Origin of the sequence: Vagococcus bubulae, from assembly GCF_003950315.1 — a bacterium.
Lineage (GTDB): Bacteria > Bacillota > Bacilli > Lactobacillales > Vagococcaceae > Vagococcus > Vagococcus bubulae.
Genome location: NZ_NGJT01000016.1, coordinates 1 through 21962 on the forward strand (window position 1 = coordinate 1; position 21962 = coordinate 21962).

Annotated in this window: 19 protein-coding genes; all 19 read right to left on the bottom strand. The window is 32.5% G+C overall.

Going from position 1 to position 21962, the window contains the following annotated elements; translation table 11 throughout:
* Nucleotides 1-1050: 1050 nt before the first annotated feature.
* Entirely contained in the window at nucleotides 1051-1962 is a 912-nt protein-coding gene (locus CBF36_RS08585) for a DUF7916 family protein (RefSeq protein ID WP_125958046.1), read from the bottom strand.
* Between the two features lie 13 nt (nucleotides 1963-1975).
* On the bottom strand, nucleotides 1976-2272 hold the full coding sequence (locus CBF36_RS08590; protein ID WP_125958094.1) for a PTS sugar transporter subunit IIA: 297 nt from the start codon (nucleotides 2270-2272) through the stop codon (nucleotides 1976-1978).
* A 60-nt stretch (nucleotides 2273-2332) separates the two neighbouring features.
* The gene (celB, locus tag CBF36_RS08595) at nucleotides 2333-3688 is read right to left on the bottom strand and encodes a PTS cellobiose transporter subunit IIC (protein ID WP_125958047.1); all 1356 of its coding nucleotides are present in this window, start codon (nucleotides 3686-3688) and stop codon (nucleotides 2333-2335) included.
* 9 nt (nucleotides 3689-3697) lie between these two features.
* Complete coding sequence (locus CBF36_RS08600; protein ID WP_125958048.1) at nucleotides 3698-4030, bottom strand: PTS sugar transporter subunit IIB; 333 nt, start codon at nucleotides 4028-4030, stop codon at nucleotides 3698-3700.
* A 21-nt stretch (nucleotides 4031-4051) separates the two neighbouring features.
* Complete coding sequence (locus CBF36_RS08605) at nucleotides 4052-5005, bottom strand: glycosylasparaginase (RefSeq protein ID WP_125958049.1); 954 nt, start codon at nucleotides 5003-5005, stop codon at nucleotides 4052-4054.
* A gap of 83 nt (nucleotides 5006-5088) precedes the next feature.
* Nucleotides 5089-6390, bottom strand: a complete 1302-nt coding sequence (locus CBF36_RS08610; protein WP_125958050.1) for a Sapep family Mn(2+)-dependent dipeptidase — start codon at nucleotides 6388-6390, stop codon at nucleotides 5089-5091.
* Nucleotides 6387-7133 (bottom strand): GntR family transcriptional regulator, LSA1692 subfamily, encoded by a 747-nt coding sequence (locus CBF36_RS08615; RefSeq protein WP_125958051.1) that lies wholly within the window; start codon nucleotides 7131-7133, stop codon nucleotides 6387-6389. Before CBF36_RS08615 ends, CBF36_RS08610 begins: the two co-directional genes overlap by 4 nt.
* A 5-nt stretch (nucleotides 7134-7138) precedes the next feature.
* On the bottom strand, nucleotides 7139-8716 hold the full coding sequence (gene aspD, locus CBF36_RS08620) for an aspartate 4-decarboxylase (protein WP_125958052.1): 1578 nt from the start codon (nucleotides 8714-8716) through the stop codon (nucleotides 7139-7141).
* A 484-nt stretch (nucleotides 8717-9200) separates the two neighbouring features.
* Entirely contained in the window at nucleotides 9201-10223 is a 1023-nt protein-coding gene (locus tag CBF36_RS08625; protein ID WP_125958053.1) for a Gfo/Idh/MocA family protein, read from the bottom strand.
* Nucleotides 10224-10234: 11 nt separating this feature from the next.
* Nucleotides 10235-11203, bottom strand: coding sequence for a sugar phosphate isomerase/epimerase family protein (locus CBF36_RS08630; protein WP_125958054.1), 969 nt, complete (start codon nucleotides 11201-11203; stop codon nucleotides 10235-10237).
* An 18-nt stretch (nucleotides 11204-11221) separates the two neighbouring features.
* Entirely contained in the window at nucleotides 11222-11932 is a 711-nt protein-coding gene (locus tag CBF36_RS08635) for a ThuA domain-containing protein (RefSeq protein ID WP_125958055.1), read from the bottom strand.
* Nucleotides 11933-11940: 8 nt separating this feature from the next.
* The gene (locus CBF36_RS08640) at nucleotides 11941-13020 is read right to left on the bottom strand and encodes a Gfo/Idh/MocA family protein (protein WP_125958056.1); all 1080 of its coding nucleotides are present in this window, start codon (nucleotides 13018-13020) and stop codon (nucleotides 11941-11943) included.
* A 77-nt stretch (nucleotides 13021-13097) separates the two neighbouring features.
* Nucleotides 13098-13973, bottom strand: a complete 876-nt coding sequence (locus CBF36_RS08645) for an AraC family transcriptional regulator (protein ID WP_125958057.1) — start codon at nucleotides 13971-13973, stop codon at nucleotides 13098-13100.
* A gap of 180 nt (nucleotides 13974-14153) precedes the next feature.
* Complete coding sequence (locus tag CBF36_RS08650; protein WP_125958058.1) at nucleotides 14154-15581, bottom strand: glycoside hydrolase family 32 protein; 1428 nt, start codon at nucleotides 15579-15581, stop codon at nucleotides 14154-14156.
* Between the two features lie 15 nt (nucleotides 15582-15596).
* Nucleotides 15597-17045 (bottom strand): sucrose phosphorylase, encoded by a 1449-nt coding sequence (gene gtfA / locus CBF36_RS08655; protein WP_125958059.1) that lies wholly within the window; start codon nucleotides 17043-17045, stop codon nucleotides 15597-15599.
* Complete coding sequence (locus CBF36_RS08660) at nucleotides 17029-18741, bottom strand: alpha-glucosidase (protein WP_243638002.1); 1713 nt, start codon at nucleotides 18739-18741, stop codon at nucleotides 17029-17031. The genes gtfA and CBF36_RS08660 overlap by 17 nt, the downstream gene beginning before the upstream one ends.
* Nucleotides 18742-18771: 30 nt before the next feature.
* Nucleotides 18772-19599, bottom strand: coding sequence for a carbohydrate ABC transporter permease (locus tag CBF36_RS08665; protein ID WP_243638003.1), 828 nt, complete (start codon nucleotides 19597-19599; stop codon nucleotides 18772-18774).
* Complete coding sequence (locus CBF36_RS08670; RefSeq protein WP_125958060.1) at nucleotides 19599-20483, bottom strand: carbohydrate ABC transporter permease; 885 nt, start codon at nucleotides 20481-20483, stop codon at nucleotides 19599-19601. The genes CBF36_RS08665 and CBF36_RS08670 overlap by 1 nt, the downstream gene beginning before the upstream one ends.
* 37 nt (nucleotides 20484-20520) lie before the next feature.
* Complete coding sequence (locus CBF36_RS08675; RefSeq protein ID WP_165865440.1) at nucleotides 20521-21825, bottom strand: ABC transporter substrate-binding protein; 1305 nt, start codon at nucleotides 21823-21825, stop codon at nucleotides 20521-20523.
* Nucleotides 21826-21962 lie beyond the last annotated feature (137 nt).

Genomic DNA, 21962 nt, shown 5'->3' on the forward strand with positions numbered 1-21962 from the left:
CTGTAGTAAAATTAGTCATGAGAAAGTCCTCCTATAAAATTTCGGTTGTGGTAACTTTAATTTTACAGAATGGACTTTCTTTTTATCTACCTAAAATTTCTATTTACACAAAATATTTTACGCTATCTTTTGGATAACCTCATGTGTCTTTTATTATTAATATAGTTATATATTTTTTAATAAATCTATTTTTTATTATACACTAAAAAAGAACAAAAAAGGTCGGAGATAAAGTTTTTCAATTGTCTGAATGTAAAACATTTCTGATAAACATCTATTGTAATATTACTTATAAAGCCATTACTATTTGAGTGTATTAAAAATATTTTTTAGTTGTCTAGCCTAATTTTACAATTGGCGTTAATTTAAAAAATAATGACAGAACTATCAAGTACAATGTTCAAAATAAAGACACCAAAATAAGGTATTTTTTGTCTTGGGAATCACCCTGGATTCAATATTACAATTAATAATGAGGTGAATAAAGAGGATTATTTTATTGAATTTCATCCTAAAACAAAGAAAACATTCATCCCTGTCATCACAGGATATCCTTCTTAATATAAAATAATCAAAAAAGTAACTATAAATAAATTAAGTCTTTCTGATGACTTATTCTCTGATTGCGTTCTTATTTTTGAAACTCCTGGTAAAAATACTGCCGTATTCACTTCGAAGCAACAAGACCAAAAAATATGTATTTCATATGAAATATACGCCTTTTTAAGGCATTTGGGAAACTTCTCTAGATAACACTCCTTTTGTTTGTATTAATCCATGATTGGTATGATGATATTGAAGAGATTGATGATAATTTATCGAAAAAAGGGGATTAATTCACTAAGTCCAGGAAAAGATTTTATTTGTGAGTATAATATGACGTTAGATTAAATCCATAAGAAACAATCTATAATCAGTATTTCCCATACTAATTATAGAGTGTTTTTCGACATGCTATTTGAGTAAATATTTTGGTAGTAATGTTAAAACCCTTCACTTAATTTGTACAATAAATTAAGTGAAGGATTGTTTATAAAACGATTTAATTATTTATCGATTTATTGATCTAGCAAAACGGGAAACGGTATGACGTTCTCCTCGAATTGCATCAGATAATTCTTTAATATTTTTTATCCCGACTAATCCCATATTAGCATCTCCAATATGTTGGATATCAATACCTAATATTTTATTTCTCAAACCGATTTCTCTGATAGTTTGCGGATTAGCGCTCTCTTGGGAGGTACCAATAGCACTCATCACTAAACGATTATTATTATGAGCCGTATCAACTGCTTCTTTGACCATTTCTTCTGTAATTCCCCAAACTGTTCCCACGGCTGGAACAAGAATAATATCCGCTCCTGCATCAATAAACGCTTGTGTAGAATCCTTACTTACTACAGGCTCGTCTACCCCGGCACTATGCATTTTACCAGCAATTATAACACCATTAAAGTATTTTTTTGCCAGTCTAATATTTTGTGCAATTAACTCGTTTGTTACACCTGTTCCCGGATTGCCTGTTAACAATATAAAATCGAAACCTAATTGATTCGCTAATTCAAAAGTATCTTTAGAAGCCTGTCTCCCCAAAGAAATATTTAATTTATTAGAAAACATCTCTGCGGAAGGATCTACAGGTTCGATATTAACACCGATTGGTAAACCAATCAGTTTCTTTAAATCGTGGATTATATCTGATGGTTGATGATTTTCTACATTTTGATACAACCCTTTAATTTCTGGAGACAACAAATCAAAACAGTTCAATAAAATCATATCTGCTCCATAAGATCTTGCAATTTCACTAGTGGTAATATCCTTAATCAAAGGCTCTTCTACAACTACATTTTCACTTAAAATAACTCGACCTTCACTTGCTTTGATGCTTTGAATTAAATCTTCTTTACTAAATGCTTCAATATCACTTGCATTAGCACTTATTAGTCTTTTAACCATCCTCTACCTCCAATTACTTAGGATCTGCGTAGCAAACACTATAAAGATCAATTATTTCTTTTGCTAAATCAATAAATGATATACTTGTCATTAAATGATCTTGTGCATGAACAAGTAATAATGTCACTTCCACATTATCTCCTGAAGCCTCTTGTGTTAATAAAGCTGTTTGTGCTCCATGAGCATCTACAATATGTTTTTCTGCCGATTCAATTTTTTGTCTAGCTTCATCAAAATGTTTTTGTTTGGCTTCTTGTATTGCTTCCATTGCATCACTTTTTGCATTACCTGATTGAACAATTAAACTCATAATTGTTGTTAATAATTCTTCTTTTGTTTCTCCCAAAATATCCCATCCTTCTCTTATAATTTACAGAGCATCAAAATCAAAATCTTCAAAGTTAATGTCATCTTCTAATTCTTCCGCATAATTTTTTTCTTCCTCAAGGTATTGGCGGTCCATCATTTTAACAAATGGATAATAAATGACCATACCTAGTAACAATAGTAAGACTTGTAATACTGCTCCTTGCCATCCACTTACTAAGAAACCTGAAAAAACTATTGGTGTTGTCCAAGGCAATTGAATTCCATTAGTAAAAGGAACTAATCCCCAACTCATCGCAAAGTAAGCAATAATTATATTAATTGTTGGAACTAACACAAATGGAACCAAAATAATAGGATTTAATACAATAGGTAAACCAAAGATAATTGGTTCATTAATACCAAAGAAACTTGGAACTATTGATAATTGTGATAATTTTTTGATACGTTGACTCTTACAAAATAAAACCATTACAATAACTAAAGATAATGTGGATCCGGCTCCACCAAATGTCGCAAACATATCTTGAAATTGTCCTGTAATAATATTTGGAATTTCCGTATGTGCCTTATAAGCTTCTAAATTTTCCATTGATAATGCTCTTAACACTGGATTAAAAACAGCTCCAACTACGCTACTACCATTTATTCCAAAGAACCAAAAGAAATGTAAGAAAAGATAAGCAACTATCATTGCTCCCAGAGTATTTCCTAAAGATAATAATGGTATTTGTAATAAATTAAAAATGATATCTTGTAAACTTCCATAAGATGTTAACGTTGCTAACCAATCAATGATAAAAAACACAAAAATAATCACAAAGCTCGGTATCAATGCTTCAAATGATTTAGACACGGTTGGTGGTACACTATCTGGCATTTTAATTTTCCAACCTTTTCTTACAACCCAAACAAATAACCTAGTTGCAACTAATGCTGTAATCATTCCTAAGAATAAACCACTTGATCCCATCCATTTTAGTGGTAAACTAGTGACTTCATAAACAGTCTCTGTATTTTCAGGGGTAAAAAATGTGGTATAAGGTGTTACTATAAAAAATGCTACCAACGAGATAATTGCCGCTTGCATCGCATCTTCATCAAACTGTCTAGCTAAACTATATGCAATCCCCGCTACTGCTAAAATTGTCATAACATCAAAACTAGCACTAGCAGGTACCATCATATGACTCGCCCATTCTTTACCAAGAATGGCACTCATCCACGAATCCCATTGATTCAGTGGAAAATTAGCGATAAGCAAGAAAAATGAGCCGACAATTAATACAGGTGTGGATAAAAGAAACCCATCACGTATAGCAATTAAATATTTGTTTTCACCAATTTTTTTTGCCATTGGTGACAATACTCTCTCTAAACTATCTAAAAACTTTTTCATCCCTCTCACCTACTTATTTTTATTATTTTTTGCTAATTTCAACGCTTCTTTTAAAGCTTTTTCTCCGTCCATCGCTCCATATATTTCTGGATCAATTACCATAACTGGAATCCCTTGTGGTTCATATTCTTCTTTTGTTTTATTAAGTAAAAAACGGACTTGTGGTCCTAGAAGAACTGCAATTGGTCTTTCTTTTTCAACAATTTCTTTAATCCTTGCAACTGGATATGCTGTAATATCTAAAGGTAAATTATGTTTCTTAACTACTTCCATCATTTTATTAACCATAATACTAGTAGACATTCCTGCATCACAAAATAAATATATTTTCTTTGTACTCATTTTTTATTCTCCATTCTTTATTTAGTCTATTGGTGCTTTAATTCTTTTTTCATATGCATCTAGCCATTCTTGGGTAATAGGCTCGATAACTGTTGTATGATTATCACCCATATTTGCTATGTAGATAGCTGCTTTATTTTGTGCATTCCCAACCGAAAAAGTAAACTCAACATTAGTAGCAACTCCCCAATCGCCTTTATTATTCATTGCAACTAAAGACATCGCTCCACATTTGCCGTATTTTTGAGTTAATTTATCGTGAAAAGAATATACTGCTTCATCACACGCTTCTTGTGGGGACATACCTTCCCCCATTTTTCGAACAATTTCGTAAGAGAGGATTCCTTTCATTAGGTCTTCACCCAGTCCTGTTGCGGCAGCTCCACCAATATCACTGTCCACATAAAATCCTGAACCAGACAATGGAGAATCTCCGACACGTCCTGGTTTTTTCATAAAAAGTCCAGAGCTAGATGTACCAGCACTCATACTCCCTGTTTTGTCGAGACTGATTGCCCCAATCGTATCATGCCCATCATAGGGACTAAGCGAGTGTTTTGCCATGTCATCTAAGCGTTTTTCCCATAGCCTTCTCGCCCGTTCGGTCAGCATGTTTTTTCTTTCGAATCCATTTGTCATGGCATACTTTGTTGCACCTTGACCAACTAAAAAGCTATTAAATTTTTCATGACTTAACTTTCTCGCAACAGAAATCGGATGACAAACATCTGTAATACCTGCCACAGCACCAATTTGAAACGTATCTCCATCCATAAACGCAGCATCCATTTCTAAAATACCCTCTATGTTTGGTAACCCTCCATAACCAACGGACTTGTAATAAGGATAGTCCTCGACATGTTTAATAATCATCTCAACTGCGTCATTAGATGTTCCTTCATTTCTTAGTAACTCTAAAGAAGACTCAATGCCGTCGTGAGACATTCGCCATGTCGCAATACTACCAAAATTCATTTAATCACCTCTTTATATTGTTATAACGCTTTCATTATACACTAGTATATACCATAATGTCTATACTGATTATAATGTTATTTTTAATCACAGACTAAAGCTAAAATTGCTTCCATATATATTTCCATATTCAATAATAAATCTTTTTCATCCATATATTCATCACTATTATGAGCTATCCCTTTTTGACCTGGAAATGAAGGCCCAAACGCAACAGTGTTAGGGAAAAAACGTGCATATGTTGCACCAGTTGTTGTCACTGGAGCACCATCTAAACCTGTTATTTGTTCATAGACTCTACTTAATTTTTTTACATGACTATTATCTTTTGGGAAACTTGTACTCTTTAATTGTCGAATAATTTTAATTTCACTATCTTTAGGCACAACTTTGTGTAATTGTTCTGTTACTTCTTCTTCTTTTGTTGAAACTGGATACCGAATAGCGATGCTTAGTTGAATCGTATTATGCTTAACTGTCAACTCGTAGGGTGTTAAAATTAATTTTCCACTATCTTCATCCTCAAAATCTAAACCAATCCCTTCACCATAATGTTTCTCTGAAAAACTCTCTTCTACCCATGAGAAATAATGACTCAACTGATTTGGTATTTCTTTGTTTTTAGATAGTTTTTTAGCTAGTGTAGTAATAGCATTTTCACCTAATTCTGGCGCATTTGATGGCGAACGTTTACCTAGGACTTGATATGACTCTTCATGAAACGTTGCTGTTAATTCATCTGGTACATGCGCGCTAGACTGATCACCTTTTATGATTAAATCTTGTAATACGTTTGAATCAAAATGCGTCGAAATAGTATAATTTACAATTCCTCTTTCTCCATAAACAACTGGGTATTTACAATCTGGTGTAAATGCAAAGATAGGGGCTCTTTCTTCTGCTAAATACAAAGGTAAATCTGAACTGCCACTTTCTTCATCCGTTCCAAAAATTATTCTAACGGGTTTGATTGGCTTAATCCCCATCTCTTTCAATAGTTTCAGTCCAAATAAACATGACATAATCGGTCCCTTATTATCTAAGATTCCTCTTCCGTATAATCTTTCATCTTTTTTACTCAATTTAAATGGTGGAAATGACCATCCGTCACCTGCTGGAACAACATCTAAATGTCCCACTATACCAATATAATCATCGCCTTCTCCAAATTGAGCGTAACCTACAGCATCATTAACAATATGTGTTTTAAAGCCATAATCTGAAGCTATCTTCATTACTTCTTCCAACGCTTGTTTTGGACCTATTCCAAAAGGGGCATTGTCCAAAGAGTCTCCCTTTACACTCTCAATTTGCATCACTTTATCTAAATCTTTATAAAATTCTTCTTTGTTTTTCTCTATTAAGTTTTTTATATTAACTGTCATCGGTCTTCTCCTTCATTATTTCCTCTTACTAAAGTATTTTTAAAAGTGTATCTATCAGCTCGATAGTACGAAATATCGTATAATATCGGAGTCGCGTTAATGGCAAATGTTATTGAATTTACTAAAAGTAAAGGATCTCCCACAGGAACATTTAACAACTCGGCCATCTCTTCATTGACTAAAATCGCTTCTATTTCTTGATGAGAATAGGCAATTTCTACTTTCGATTCAATCAATTTAAACAACGATTGATTAAAGTCTTCTTTTGACAACCCATCTACATATTTTTCACTTAAATAAATTTTTTCAATCGTCATTGGTTCATTATCTAAGCTTCTACATCTTACTAATTCATACACTGTATCAGATTCACTTAACTCTAATTGGGTCATTATTTTATCATCTAACTGTTTAATTTTTTCAAAAGAAATAACTTTAGTATCACTCGTTTTTCCATACGCTTTTGCGGCTTCAGTAAATCCTTGCAACCCATCACGGCCGCTTTGGATTTTTTGTTGTGACATGACATAACTACCTTTACCACGTTTTTTTACGATAATATTCTTTTTAATCAACAAATCTATCGCTTTTCGAATCGTTAATCTACTACATTCAAATTCTGTTGATAAATCATACTCAGATGGTAATTTTTGAGAGCTTACATAGATACCTTCTTTAATTCGTCTCTCTATTTCTTGTGCAACACTCACATATACTGTCTCCGTATTTTTTTTCTCTTTCACAAAAATCAAATCCCTACTTTTTTATTTTTTTCCCATTCTTTTTTTATTTCTTCTGACAAACGTATAATTCGCTTACCAACTTCTTCATATGACTCCGTTTCCAAGTTGGCCAGTGAAATTCTAATAGACCATTCATCACTACCAAAGTCATCTGTTTTTAGTAACAACAACTTTTCTTTTTCAGCTAATCTTGTTAATACTTTTGTGATTGTCCATTCAGATTGTAAATACTTCGAAAACGCTAGACCATATCGCGATTCTATCCAATCGATAAAATTAAACTCAAAATAATATGCTGTATTTAAAGATTCTACCTCTTCCTTGATACCTAAAGAATGAAACAATCGTTCTTCTCTTTCATGACATAAATTCATTACAGATGTTTTATAATCATCTTTAGTATCTAATAAAGAGTATAAACTAAATAGAGTCATCATGACTTGTTGAACAGAAGATAATCCCGCGGCATGATTCAAAGCAATATCTCGACTATCAGCTACCATGCGATCGATAAAGCGAATACTGTCACCTTTTTGATTGAGTGATTGATATCTTAATTTTAATTGTCGTTGTTGCTCAGATGGTAACTCACTAATTAATTTATCAAATATATTCTCTTGTGCCACAGCGACCGTCCCCACACGCCAACCTGTCGCACCAAAATATTTTGAATATGAATAAATACAAGCTGAATTATATGGTAATTCTACGAATAATGAATTAAAATCTGATACAAATGTACCATAAACATCATCAGTTAGAATCATTAAATTTGGATTATCTTTTTCTACAATCTCTTTTATTTGACGAATGGTTGATTGACTCATGGAATTAGCTGTAGGATTACTAGGATTAACTATAAATACCGCTTTGACATCTTTATCTTTTAGTTTATCAATTTCATGAGTCGGGTATTGATAGCTTAGATTTCCATCACAAATAGATTGTTCCGCATTAATTTTTAATACGTCAAAATCATACTGTGGTAATTCAGGAATTTCTAAATACGGGGCAAAACTAGGAACTAATAAAGCAATTTTATCTCCCTTATTTAAAATGAAATTGTTAACTAAAGTATCAAATAAGTAACAAATTCCTGCTGTACCTCCTTCTACCGCAAATATATCAAATGCCGTGTCAACACCAGAAAACAATTCATATCTCAAATAATTCTTTATTGGAGCTTCACAAGCGTCTAAACAACGAACTGGATTAGGATAATTATCACCTATGCTATAGTCTAACATTTTATCTAACCACTCTTGTTGATTCATACCAAAATAAACTACGCCATCTGTTAAAACTTGTTGTAAAAAAAGGGATCCTCTACCTGAGTTTTTTTCCAAAAACATTTGAAATCTTTTATATCTAGTTGAGTCATATTCCAGCATTCCACGTATCAAAAAATGGTTCATATCTGTTGTTTCCATTAAAGCAAATTGGGTCAGTAATATGAAAGCTTCTCTTGGAATAGGTGCTGTCCAATTAGGATTGCCTCGACCAGCGTTTAAAGATTTTCTTTCTGTCTGTATTTTTTTCTCCAATAATAAATTCAACTCAAACGAACTCAAATCCTCTAACATTTTTGTTTCCCCTTCTCTATATAGTATATACTATATAGAATATACTATTTTTGGTAACCTTTTACAAATGTTTTATTTCGTGAGTTTTTTAATAACTCGACAAAAATCCATAAAAACCATATCAATAGAATTCAATCCATCCACACGACTCAGTAATTCTATAATTTATACTGTTAGTAATGAAAGTTACAAGCAGTTTTTTATACACAAAAATATGCGATATCCGCTAGAATGAGATTGCAAAACAACAAACTAAGGAGGAAATCACCAAAAAAGATCTAGAAAACTAAAAAGCTTTCTAGATCCTAAATTCTAACGTTTGAACTATTACCAACAGTAGTTGACAAAGAACCGCAATTTATCAATATTTTGTCTACAGTCTGAACCACATCATTTATGATACGGTTCTCCGTACCATAAGTGAATGCGGTTTAGGGTTAAATAGAGTTCTCCGTACCATAAATAAATGCGGTTAATTTATTTTTTACTTCGATACTTCAAATATATTCTCAATCAGCGCTAATACGTTTCTTACTTCTTCATTTTTTACTATTGGTGTCGCGTGATTAACCACTACATCATAGAAATTTTTATAAAATCCATCATACTCTGCTGCTGCCTCGACAATTGGTAACGTGGTGGTCGCATCTTCTGAAGGAGGAGACATTGTTTTAGTTAATCCTTGTCCCGCTTTAATCGGTACTAAATTATGATGATCAATTTCCCCTGTTTGTTTAACTATCCTACCAGACAAATCCCAATCATCAATAACAGCTGTCCCTTCAAGTCCTTTGACATACCAGCGTGGTAATTTGACAAAATTGGTTGTGCCAACTTCAACTAATGCTTTTACTCCATTCTCAAACGTGATGTATGCAATAAAACCATCATCCACTTCGTCACCCAAGACATAGCTTAAGTCAGCGGACACCTCTTTTACTGGACTATCTACCATAAAAAGAAGTTGATCCAGTAAGTGAACACCCCAATCAAGCAACATGCCCCCACCGTGTTTTTCTAAATGACGCCAATCTCCTGGAATACCATTCGCACCATGAACACGTGACTCAATTTGAAATAACTCTCCAATCGGTTTCTTTTGATACATGTCTTGAATGATTAAAAAGTCATTGTCCCAACGTCTATTCTGATGCACCATAAACACTTGGCCCGTTTCGTTTGATACCAGAATCACATCATCTAATTCTTCGGTTGACATCATGGCTGGCTTTTCACAAATCACATGTTTTCCACTCGTCATCGCTTGAATAGCCAGCTCTTTATGCACATCATTAGGTGTCGCAATTAATACTGCGTCAATTGTCTTATCTGATAGCAAATCACTTAATGATTCATAAATTGTTAGCCCTGCATTCTTTGCTGCGTCCAAACGTTCCTTCTTTATATCATACGCCCCTACAACTTGCACACCATCTTCTTTTTTTATTAATTCACGGTGGTGATAGCTTCCCATACCACCGTAACCAATAATTCCTATATTAAGCATTTGACGACCTCCTATGCCCACCACATGTCAGTTGGTTTATCATGAATCATGATTGACTTAAGATTCGTCACTGCACGTGAGAACCCTTCATCAATTGACATCAATGGGTCTTCATGCTCGATACTTAGCACATAATCGTAACCATATAAACGCAACGCGCTAACTATGTCTGACCAATCTTGTAAACTATGACCACATCCTACTGATCTAAATGTCCATGCTCTTGATTGAACGTTTGTATAAGGCTGCATATCTGTCACACCATACATATTCATATTGTCTTGATCTAGGTAAGTATCTTTTGCATGGAAATGATGAATCGCATTTTCTTTTCCTAAAATTTTAATCGCACCAACTGGTTCAATTCCTTGCCACCATAGATGAGACGGATCCAAATTGCACCCAATGTTTTCCCCAGCTGCATCGCGTAATTTCAACATAGTGTATGGTGTATGAGCTAAAAACCCACCATGAAGTTCAATCCCGATTTTTACACCAGCTGCTTGACACTCGTTGTTAATATCTTTCCAATAAGGGATTAATTTATTCTCCCACTGATAATGGTAGATATCTGTGTAATCTGTTGGCCATGGTAAAACAGGCCAGTTCACAGAGGTATCTGTTGCATTTCCTCCACCAACACCAGAGAATCCATTTACCACTGGCACATTCATTAGAGATGCCAACTTAATTGTTTTTCTTAATAGATCGTCTGCTTCTTTTGCTTCTGCTGGTTTTGGTGAAATAGGATTATGATGTGCACTAAAGGCACTAATTTCTAATCCTTTATCATTTAATTTTGCTTGGTATTCTTTTCGGTTATCACTACTGGCAAGTAACGCATCCACATCACAGTGAGCACTTCCTGGAGACCCACCTGTTCCGATTTCAACCATTTGTAAGCCTTGCTCTGCTACTTTTTCAATCATTTGATCAAAAGATAAATTATTAAATAATGGGGTAAAAACGCCTAGTTTCATGTTTGTTTCCTCCTTGTATTATAACGTTTCTAATGGTACATGATGTCCATATGTTGGATAGGTGCTATCAATTGGATTACACCACTTCACTGCATTTTTAATCACTAGTTGAACTTGTTCGTTGTAATATGATGGATACGTTTCATGCCCAGGTTGGAAATAGAAAATTTTTCCGTTTCCACGTCTAAACGTACAGCCACCTCTAAATACTTCGCCACCTTTATACCAATTCACAAAAATCAATTCATCGGGAGCCGGGATATCGAAGTGTTCACCATACATTTCTTCTTTTTCTAACTCAATGTACTCGCCAACCCCTTCTACGATTGGATGGCTCGGGTTTACGTTCCAAATTCGACACGTTTCATCTGCTTCACGCCATTTTAAATCACATGACGTTCCCATTAACGACATAAAAATTTTAGACATATGCCCTGAATGGAGTACAATCAATCCCATACCTTGTAAGACACGTTGATGCACACGTTGAACAATCTCATCACTCACTTCATTATGAGCAATATGTCCCCACCAAACCAATACATCTGTGTTGTTCAGTACATCTTCTGTTAAACCGTGTTCTGGCTCATCAAGTGTCGCTGTTTTAACGTCAAACTCTTCTTTTAAAAAAGAAGCTAATTGTTCATGGATACCTTTTGGGTAAACCTCTTGTACAACTTTATCTGTCTTCTCATGTCTGTATTCATTCCATACTGTTACGTGAATCATTTTTCCACCTACTTATTAAGATATACTGGCTCGCCAGTTTGTGATGACTGATAAATCGCTTCTAAAATCTCTGTAACAACTAACGCTTGTTCTGGTAAAACAACTGGTTCTGTGTCATTTATAATTGCTTGTATCCAAGACTGTGCTTCTAAAAACGCTGGATCATTTCCTTCACCATCATAAAAATCAACACCACCTGTTTCTAGTTCAATGTGTTTTTCATACAGTAAACCATGATCTTCACCATTAATTGTTAACCCATCAAACATATCCGCGCCACCTTTTGTGCCCGATAAACTTGTTTTGGCTTCTCCGATTTGACGACTATTTAATGCCCAACTTGATTCTAAAGCAATCGTTGCGCCATCCTCCATCGTAATAAAACCAAATGCTGAGTCTTCTACTGTAAATTTTTTTGGATCCCAAGGTCCCCATGCATTGGCAGCATTTTTTGTTGGTGACAATTTATGATAGGTATTTCCCACAACATATTTCGGTTTATAATTGTTCATCATCCACAATGTTAGATCTAGCGCATGTGTCCCAATATCAATCAATGGTCCTCCGCCTTGTGCTTCTTCATCAAGGAATACTCCCCAAGTCGGAACTGCACGACGACGAATCGCATGTGCTTTACCATAATAGATATCTCCCAACTCTCCTTCTTCACATACTTGATGTAAATAGTTAGCTGCTGTTGTGAAACGATTTTGATACCCTATTGTCAATTTCTTTCCTGTTTCTTTCGCAGCTTCTAACATCGCTCTTGCTTCCTGACTTGTTTTAGCCATTGGTTTTTCACACATCACGTGTTTATCCGCTTTCATTGCAGCGATTGAAATCTCAGCATGAGAATTATTTGGTGTACAAACATGTACTACATCAATACTTTTATCAGCCAATAGATCCTGATAATTTTGATAAACTGTTGATTCTGCCGTTCCATACTCTTCTTTTGCTTTTTCAGCGCGTTCCACAATCACATCACAAAATGCGACCATTTCAACTTCTTCTACTTTGCTTAATGCTGGCATATGTTTTCCATTAGCAATACCACCACATCCAATAATCCCTACTTTTAATGTCATAAAAAAACCTCCATCGTTTTCTTGTTGATAGATTCATCATACAAAAAAATGATAAGGTTTTCTTCCTGTTATTTTGGTCAATTATTCCCATATATTGTCTTATGGTATTTTAATGGGGAAATACCCATATGCTCTTTAAAAACATGGTGAAAAGTTTTAACACTATTAAATCCTGAACGTTCTGCTACTTCAATCATTGGAATATTTTCATGAGACAGAATATATTTAGCTTGATTTAAGCGGTATTCTGTTAGAAATTGACTGAAGTTTTGTCCAGTATTTTTTTTGAAAAACCGTGAAAAATAGTATGGACTAAATCCAATATAATTAGCTATATCATCTAAGGTAATAACATCCTGAAAATGATTTTCTATATAGATAAAAACATCATTCAATCTTTCTAATGTTTGCTTTTGATGCGTTGATTCAACAAAATTCCCTTCTTTTAAGGTCTTACTTTTTTGAGGAATATCTCGATAGTACAACATTAATAATTGATATAAAAATCGCATAATAGCATACTCGTAACCAATTTCTTTTTGTTGAACTTCTTCAAAAAGTTTTTCTAAAATAAATCGCATCTCTTCTTCTAATTCTTTGCCCCAAAAACGACTAAAATTTTCTGCTTGTTCAAAGAGTGAGGTTATTTTTTTTTGATTAAATTGATTGACACTAGTTGTTTGAAAAACTGCTAAATCAAATTGATAAACAATCCTAGTACTGCCTGGTGAAGCTAAAAAATAATGAGATTCACCACTGCCAAAAATAAATACTTCTCCTTCTTGTACCTGAAATAATTGATTGTCATATCCAATATTAACCAGACCCTTTGTTACATAAATCATTTCTATTTCTTTATGCCAATGCGGTTCAACTACGACTTCTCCTTCATTTTCAAAGGCTCTAAACGGTAATATATTATTCCATTCTGGCATTTCCAAATATAAGCTCATCTCTTCACTCCCTTTTTAGCTAATTACTATGTTTTTCTATTTTTAAAATCTAACTATAAAAAAAGTGAAAGAAATTCTTCTCCCACTTAGTTTAAATATGACAAATTGTTGCTTAGTTTTAATCAATAAAATTTCTTATTAAATGATCTAACACAAAAATTTAAATCAATAATTCATTCATTACAAATTGTTACACCTAATTTTTTTAATCTTTTTATCACTAGTACTAGATTTTATACAAAGTTTATCAAGAGGAGATTCTGAAAAAAATCTCATGGACATTGTTTTTTCTCCCTTACCTATAAACACTTCTAAGCTACTATTATCAAAAATAATATCAACATTACTGCATTTAATACTATTATCATCTTTCCATTTTCTAGAATTCGTAAAATGTTCTTCTAATCCATCAATTTTAACTTTCAACGCGCTTCTATCTATATTGTAGTTTGACTGATTCTTTGTAAATACTATTTGTTCATTTCCATTATATAATTTTACTTCGAAATCTGCCAATTGTTCATAATCAATATGTAATATATATGATTTTCTATCTACTACAAATGAATATTCTTCTATGTTTTCAACAGAAAAAACATTATTTTTCTCAAAAATATAAGGCAACTGAAGTAACTTATTTCCTTCAATGGATAATTTTCTAAGAACTGTCATACAGCCTGCCCAACCATGATTTAATTCGTGCGTAGGTATACTTCTATCCCACATTTGCATCCAAGCAATCATTAAAACTTCTCCTTTATCGTTGGTTGTCACTTGTGGTGCATAAAAATCCAATCCCGCATCTATCTCATCAAAATAATGGTAACTAAACTGTCCTTTGTTCCAATCCATCTTTCCAACAAAATATAAAGAAGAACACTTATTTGAAAATTTATAATCTTTTTTAGCCATATTTATAGTTGATAAAATTAGAACATCGGAAGATTCAAATTCTATAATATCTGGACATTCTATCATTTCCCCATATGTACTGTCTAATGTTAATACAACAGATTTAAATTCCCACACTTTTAAGTCATCTGATGTATATAATACGAGTTTCCCCCTATTATTCTCTTTTGTTACAACAAACATATAATATAATCCATGCCTATATATCACTTTAGGATCTCGAAAATCAGTTTCCGAAATACCATTGTCGACATCCGCACTAACTATGGGGTTCTCTATATACTTATCGTAATGAATAAAATCGATAGATGTAGACAAACATTGTTGCTGCTTTTTAACTCCATCTTCTTCCATTCCTCCAGTATAGAATAAATACATTTTATTCTCTTTTATGATAGAGCTTCCAGAAAAACAGCCAAGATTATCATATTCAGAATCAGGTGCCAATGCTACTGGCAAATTTTTCCAAAACATGCCATCAACACTTACAGCATGTCCCCAATGCATAGGTCCCCACTTACTATCATATGGATAGTACTGATAAAAAACATGGAATTCATTATTAAAAAAAATAAAACCGTTCGGATCATTCATCCATCCTATTGGAGGTTGCAAATGTATATGTTGTCTATATATTTTTTTTACTCTTTTCTTATTACTATCAATATAACTATTAGCTTTGTTAACATCAAACACAAATACCACTACCTTCTATGGATTAGACAAGTATTTTTTCCCATTATCATATATACAAAATTCTTTAGTATCTAAATTTGCTTCAAGTATCGCTGTATCTGTCATTTCCTTATTTGTTCTTGTTATTTTTATCTCATTATCAGTTAGTGTTTCTACCGATATAGCTCCTTCTAAATCAAATGCTTTGGACTGATTCCTAAACTTAAATATAGAGAATAATTGTTTTACAACTGGACGCTCTACCTCTGTTTCAACCTCATCCTTTGTGTAATAATGTCTATTTATGTTTCTGCCTTCTTTTGTTTCTTCTAATAGCTTAATATCATTTTCCCCTGCTAACATACCAACATAATATACTTGAGGAATTCCAGGTGCAAAACACTGAATAGCTCGCGCAAGTAGATAACTGCTGTCATCATTTCCAAGTGCACTATAATAAGTACTATTTATTTGATAGATGTCCAAGTTATTATAGTGAGCAGATGAGTATATTTTTTTTACATTAGCTCCTACCTTATATAATTCTTCAGAAGTGTATTTTAACTCTTCATCTGTTAATAAATCTTTTGCATCAACAACACCTATACCATCATGAGTATCCAGTGTGGTGAATTGTTTCATGGGGCTAATATCTAACCATTCTTTTAATCTTATGCTATTACCACTATATAATGAATACAATACAATCATAGGTAACGCAAAATCATATATGTAATAGTCATGATCTGCTATTTTCATCTGAATGCTATAGTGTTCGTGTATCTCTGGTAATAGTTCCATATCATATTTCTTAGCTTCATTTCTAATAATTTCCAATAACCCCCATATTTCAGGCTCTACAAAAAAATCATTTGTATCTAATTTTTTTATAGCATAAGCAAACGCATCCAACCTTAGTATAGAGCATCCATGTAAAGCTAAATTTTTTATCGTATTTTTTATAAAATCTAGAGTAACTGTCTTTGTAACATCTAAATCTATCTGTTCTTCACTAAACGTATTCCATACTTCTGTTGTTTCACCATCAGCAAAAGTGATTTTTTGAAAAGGTGCCTTATCTTTTCTTTTATAAATCAAGTCTATATCCGCTTGATTAGGTCTATTATCTGGGAAAAACTCTGAAATTTGAATAAACATGTCTTTGTATTGAGAATTACGATGTTTCATTATAAAATCTTGAAAATAAACAGATTCTTTAGAGATATGATTGATCATAAAATCAAACATTAAATAATATTTTTGAGATAATTCTTCAATTTCACTCCAATTGCCAAAATTACTGTCTACTTCATCGTAATTAGTAGGTGCAAATCCTCTATCTCCAGTTGACGGAAAGAATGGCAGTAAGTGAATACCTCCAACTACTTCTGAAAAATATTGATCTAATAAATAGGTCAAGTCTTCTAGATTATGTCCCAAACTATCAGCATATGTTATTAACATAACTTCATTTTTTATTTTCATCAATCTTATCTCCTATATTAGTTATTACTATACTCTCAAAAGGCCTTAACGTGCAATGTCCATCCTCATTTATCACACTATCCTCATAATTACTTAAAATAATATTTGTAAATTCGTTACCTAAATTAATTGATTTTTTTGTACTTTCGTAATTAATCAATACTAGAATCTTGTTATGACCTAACTTTCTTTCATAAGCAATAATCGAACTCTCAGGTATATTAAATTCTCCAAATTCCCCATATATAACAATATCTTTAAAGATACTTTTAGTACGTAAAGCGACTAGTTTCTTATAATACGATAAAACTGAATGTTCATCTTCTCTTTGAGACTGAGCATTAATTAATTTATAATTTTCATTTACTGGTAACCAAGTATTATCTGATTTTGAAAAACCAGCATTTTTTGATCTATCCCATTGAATTGGGGTCCTAGAATTATCTCTACTTCTATTGTTCATATGCTCTAATGCTTCTTCTTCACTCATACCTGAAAGAACTGCACGTTTATATTGGTCTTTTGTTGCAATGTCATCGTAAATATCAATATTTTTTATAGCTATATTTGTCATCCCAAGTTCTTGCCCTTGATAAATAAACGGCGTTCCTCTTAGCATCATAAATAATGTTGCAAGCATTTTTTTACTATAATCATTTATATGTTCTTTAGGAATATACTTATTAATTGATCTAGGTTGATCATGATTCTCTAGATATAATGCTCCCCATCCGTTATTTTGTGTTATATATTGACTTTGATATATATTTTCTTTCATCTCTTCCCATGTCCAATTACGCTGTTTATACCACTCACCAGTTTCTGGGACATCGATATCAGTATAACTAAAATCAAACACCATTGAAAAATACCCATTATCTCCAATATACTCTTTTAATCTATTTTCTGGGACGTCAGCTTCTGCAACAGTCATACTATTATGAGGTAAAAATGTTTTCTCATTCATTTCATTTAACCACACTTCTATTCCAGGCTGATTTAAAATCCATTTACCTATAAATACTAAATCATCCTCACCATCTGGTTCAAAAAAACCATACTCAAATCTTTTTTTTATATTTAAAATAGCATCAATTCTAAAACCGGCTAGTCCTTTATCCAACCAATAATTTATCATTTTGTAGATTTCTTCTCGTAGTTCTTCATTTTCCCAATTTAAATCAGGCTGTTTTTTTGAAAAAGCGTGAAGATAGTACATATTTTCTTCACCATCGACTTTTTCCCAAGCACTCCCACCAAAATATGATCGCCAATTATTAGGAGGACCACCATCTTTTCCTTTTTTAAAAACATAATAATTTCTATACTTACTTTTTGGATCTGCAAGAGCCTTCTCAAACCATTCGTGTTCATCAGATGTATGATTTACTACCAAGTCCATCAAAATTTCTATATCGTACATTTTTGCTTTATTAATTAATTCATCCAAGTCTTCATTATTACCGAACATATCATCAACTTGATAATAATCTGATATGTCATAGCCTCCATCATCCATAGGAGATTTATATATAGGACATATCCATATAACATTTATACCTAATTCATTTAAATACTCTAATCGATTAGTTATTCCCTTTATATCTCCTATACCGTCTCCATCACTGTCCTGAAAACTCTTAGGGTAAATTTGATATACTACTGATTCTTTCCACCAATCTTTTTTCTTTTCCATATGGATTAAACTCACTTTCATGACACTAATTTATTTGATTGCTCCATCAACTACACCAGCAATGATTTTCTTTTGCATAATAAAATAAAAAATTAATATTGGTAATAAAACTAAAACTAAAGCTGCCATTGCTACGCTATAATTAGACGTATATTTTCCAAAAAAATAGAATGTTGATAAAGGCAATGTTCTTACATTATCATTAACTAATACTAAAGAAGGAAGTAAAAAATCATTCCACACCCATAAAACATCCAATATCGCAATTGTTGCTGTGATAGGTTTTAGAATTGGAAAAACTACTTTAAAAAACACTTGTAACCTATTAGCTCCATCAATAATAGCTGCTTCTTCAAGCTCAACAGGAATAGTTTTTATAAATCCATGAAACATGAATGTCGCCATACTTAAACCAAACCCCAAGTAAAAATAAATTAGCATTCCTCTACTATTTAACAATCCTAAATTCCCAAAAATTGTTACAAATGGAATCATCAAAGACTGAAAAGGAATAATCATTGATGCAACCATCAACATAAATATGAATTTATTAAACTTAGAATCAAAACGGACCAAGTAGTAAGCTAACATTGAAGAAAATAGAATTATTACTACTACAGAAATAGTTGTGATAATCAGTGAATTAATTAGAGCATTACCATAATTCATTGTATTATAAGCTTCAACAAAATTATCCAATGAAAAAATTTTAGGTAAAGACATTGGATTTTCTAATACTTCCATTTTTGTTTTAAATGAGTTAATCATTATTAGCAAGAACGGAAAAATATATAAGACAAATAATAATATACAAAATGTAAAAGTAATAATCTTATTTAAATTTTTCTGTAATTTCACTATGCCTCTACCTCCATTCTTTTCATCACTACTACCTGAGTTACTGCTATAGAAGCAACTATTAGAAATAAAATAACTGCTTTAGCTTGACCTGTTCCATAGTTTTGATATAGAAATGCGTCATTGTAAACATGCATTGATATCATTTCTGTTGACCTATACGGACCACCTTTAGTTAATGATAGATTCGTATCGTATACCATAAAACTTTTTTGAAGAGTCAAAAATATACTAATAGTAAAAGAAGGAATCATCATAGGTAATTTTATATTTTTTAAAATTTGCCAATTATTTGCACCATCCAATGATGCAGCTTCAACTAATGAGTTTGGAATACCTGATAATCCAGCGATATACAATAGCATCATGTATCCTGAATTTTGCCAAACACCCACTATAACTAATGCCCACAATGCCATTTTAGGGTCTGATAACCAAGAATTAGATAACAATTCTATTCCTGTCCCTTGACCTATATAAATAAGAATTCTCGCAAAAATGAATTGCCAGATGAAACCTAAAATAACACCGCCAATAAGATTAGGTGTAAAAAAACCCATCCTGAAAAAGTTTTGGCCTTTAAATCCACTGGTCACAATTAGCGCTAAACAAAACGCTATAACATTAGTTAAAATTAACGACCAAAAAGTATACTGAAATGTAAGTTTTAAAGAGTCCCAAAATATAGGATCTTTAAACGCATCCGTATAGTTTTTGAATCCTATAAACTCAGTTGAAATATTAGTACCTGTTGATTTAGTCAATGTCATATATATACCTAATAGAAACGGTACAATAATAACAGTTAAAAATACAAATATAGGAATAGCTGCGAATAATAGAAACATTTTCCCTTTGACTGAAAATTTTGAGCGTGTATTCATGAGATTTACCTCCTAATTATTATTGGAAAACAAGTGCTTATTTAGCACTTGTTTTCCAATAGTCTTCTAGCTCTTGCGCTAATTCTTTTCTATCTATTTCTCCAGATAGGTACTTTTGTAAAGAAGCTCCCATCGCAGGGAATGCAGTTGGTGGATATTGAGCATTCATCCATTCTAACGTTTTGTCTTCTTTTACATAATTTAAAATCTGTTTAGACAATTCATCGTTTGGTTCAACTTTAGCATTGTCATTTATAGGTATAAATCCCATTTTATTAACGTAGTATTCTTGGCCTTCTTCCGTTTCATATAACCAATTTATAAAATCTTTCGCTCCATCTTGCTCTTCTTTACTTGATTGTTCTCCATCAATGGCCCAAGTTTGAGGTACTCCGACCGATATTTGATCATTGCCATAAGCGTTTACTTTATCCGAGATAGGTACTGGTAAAATGCCATACTTGGTTTCGGGATTAGCTTCTTTTAGCTGAGGATATGCCCAATTCCCCATAAACCATAACCCAATTTCTCCATTCGCTAATGCCATTGTTGCAGCATCATAATCTGATGATAGAGGTGAAGATTGACTCATGTTATTTTTTTTCATTAGATCAAATGTATCAATCCAATTATTATATACATCATTGTTCATTAAATTTTCTTTCCCGTTCATCATTTGATCCATAAAAGCGTATCTCTGATCCTTATTCTCTGATTGGTCTGTAAATAATAAATTAGAATAATGAGCTCCTAATGACCAATCCATTGGTGAAATCTCAACAGCTGATTTCTCTGTCTGTTTTTCTATATTTGCCATCAATGTTTTTAGATCCTGTCTAGTTTTTACACTACTCGGATTAAATTTTCCTCCTGATGCTTTATCTAATACTTCTTGATTATATAAAAATCCAAAAGCTTCTATTGTTGTTGGGATACCAATAACTTTCCCATCGACTGTACCAGCTTCTAAATATTTTTTATCGATATGTGTTACTAATTCCATATCTGATAAATCTAAAAATTTGTCTTTCCATTGTTCTAATTCTGTATAAACACCCGTATTCATGAGTACTGGAGCATTTTTAGAAGCGTATAAAGAAGTAATTTTTTCCGTTGAATTCTGACCTGCTAAAGGAATTACTTTTACTTGGTACTTATCTTGTGAGTCATTGTATTTAGAGATAGCTTCGTCAAGTTCATTTGCTATCTCTTCTTTTCCTATTAGCATACTAATTTCAGTTTTACCTGAACTTTTTTTATTTGTATCATCTTTGGAACAAGCTCCTAGTGCAAATACTGTCAACATAGATACTGTACATAAAGCTAATTTTTTTAATTTCATAAACAATCTCCCTCTACTAATTATTTTGAAAAAGAATACGTTTTCTTTATAAGAAAAGTATATGTCAATCGTTTTCATATGTCAATCGTTTTCATATACTTTTTTTGTTGATTTATTGGTTTTCTATAATATAATAG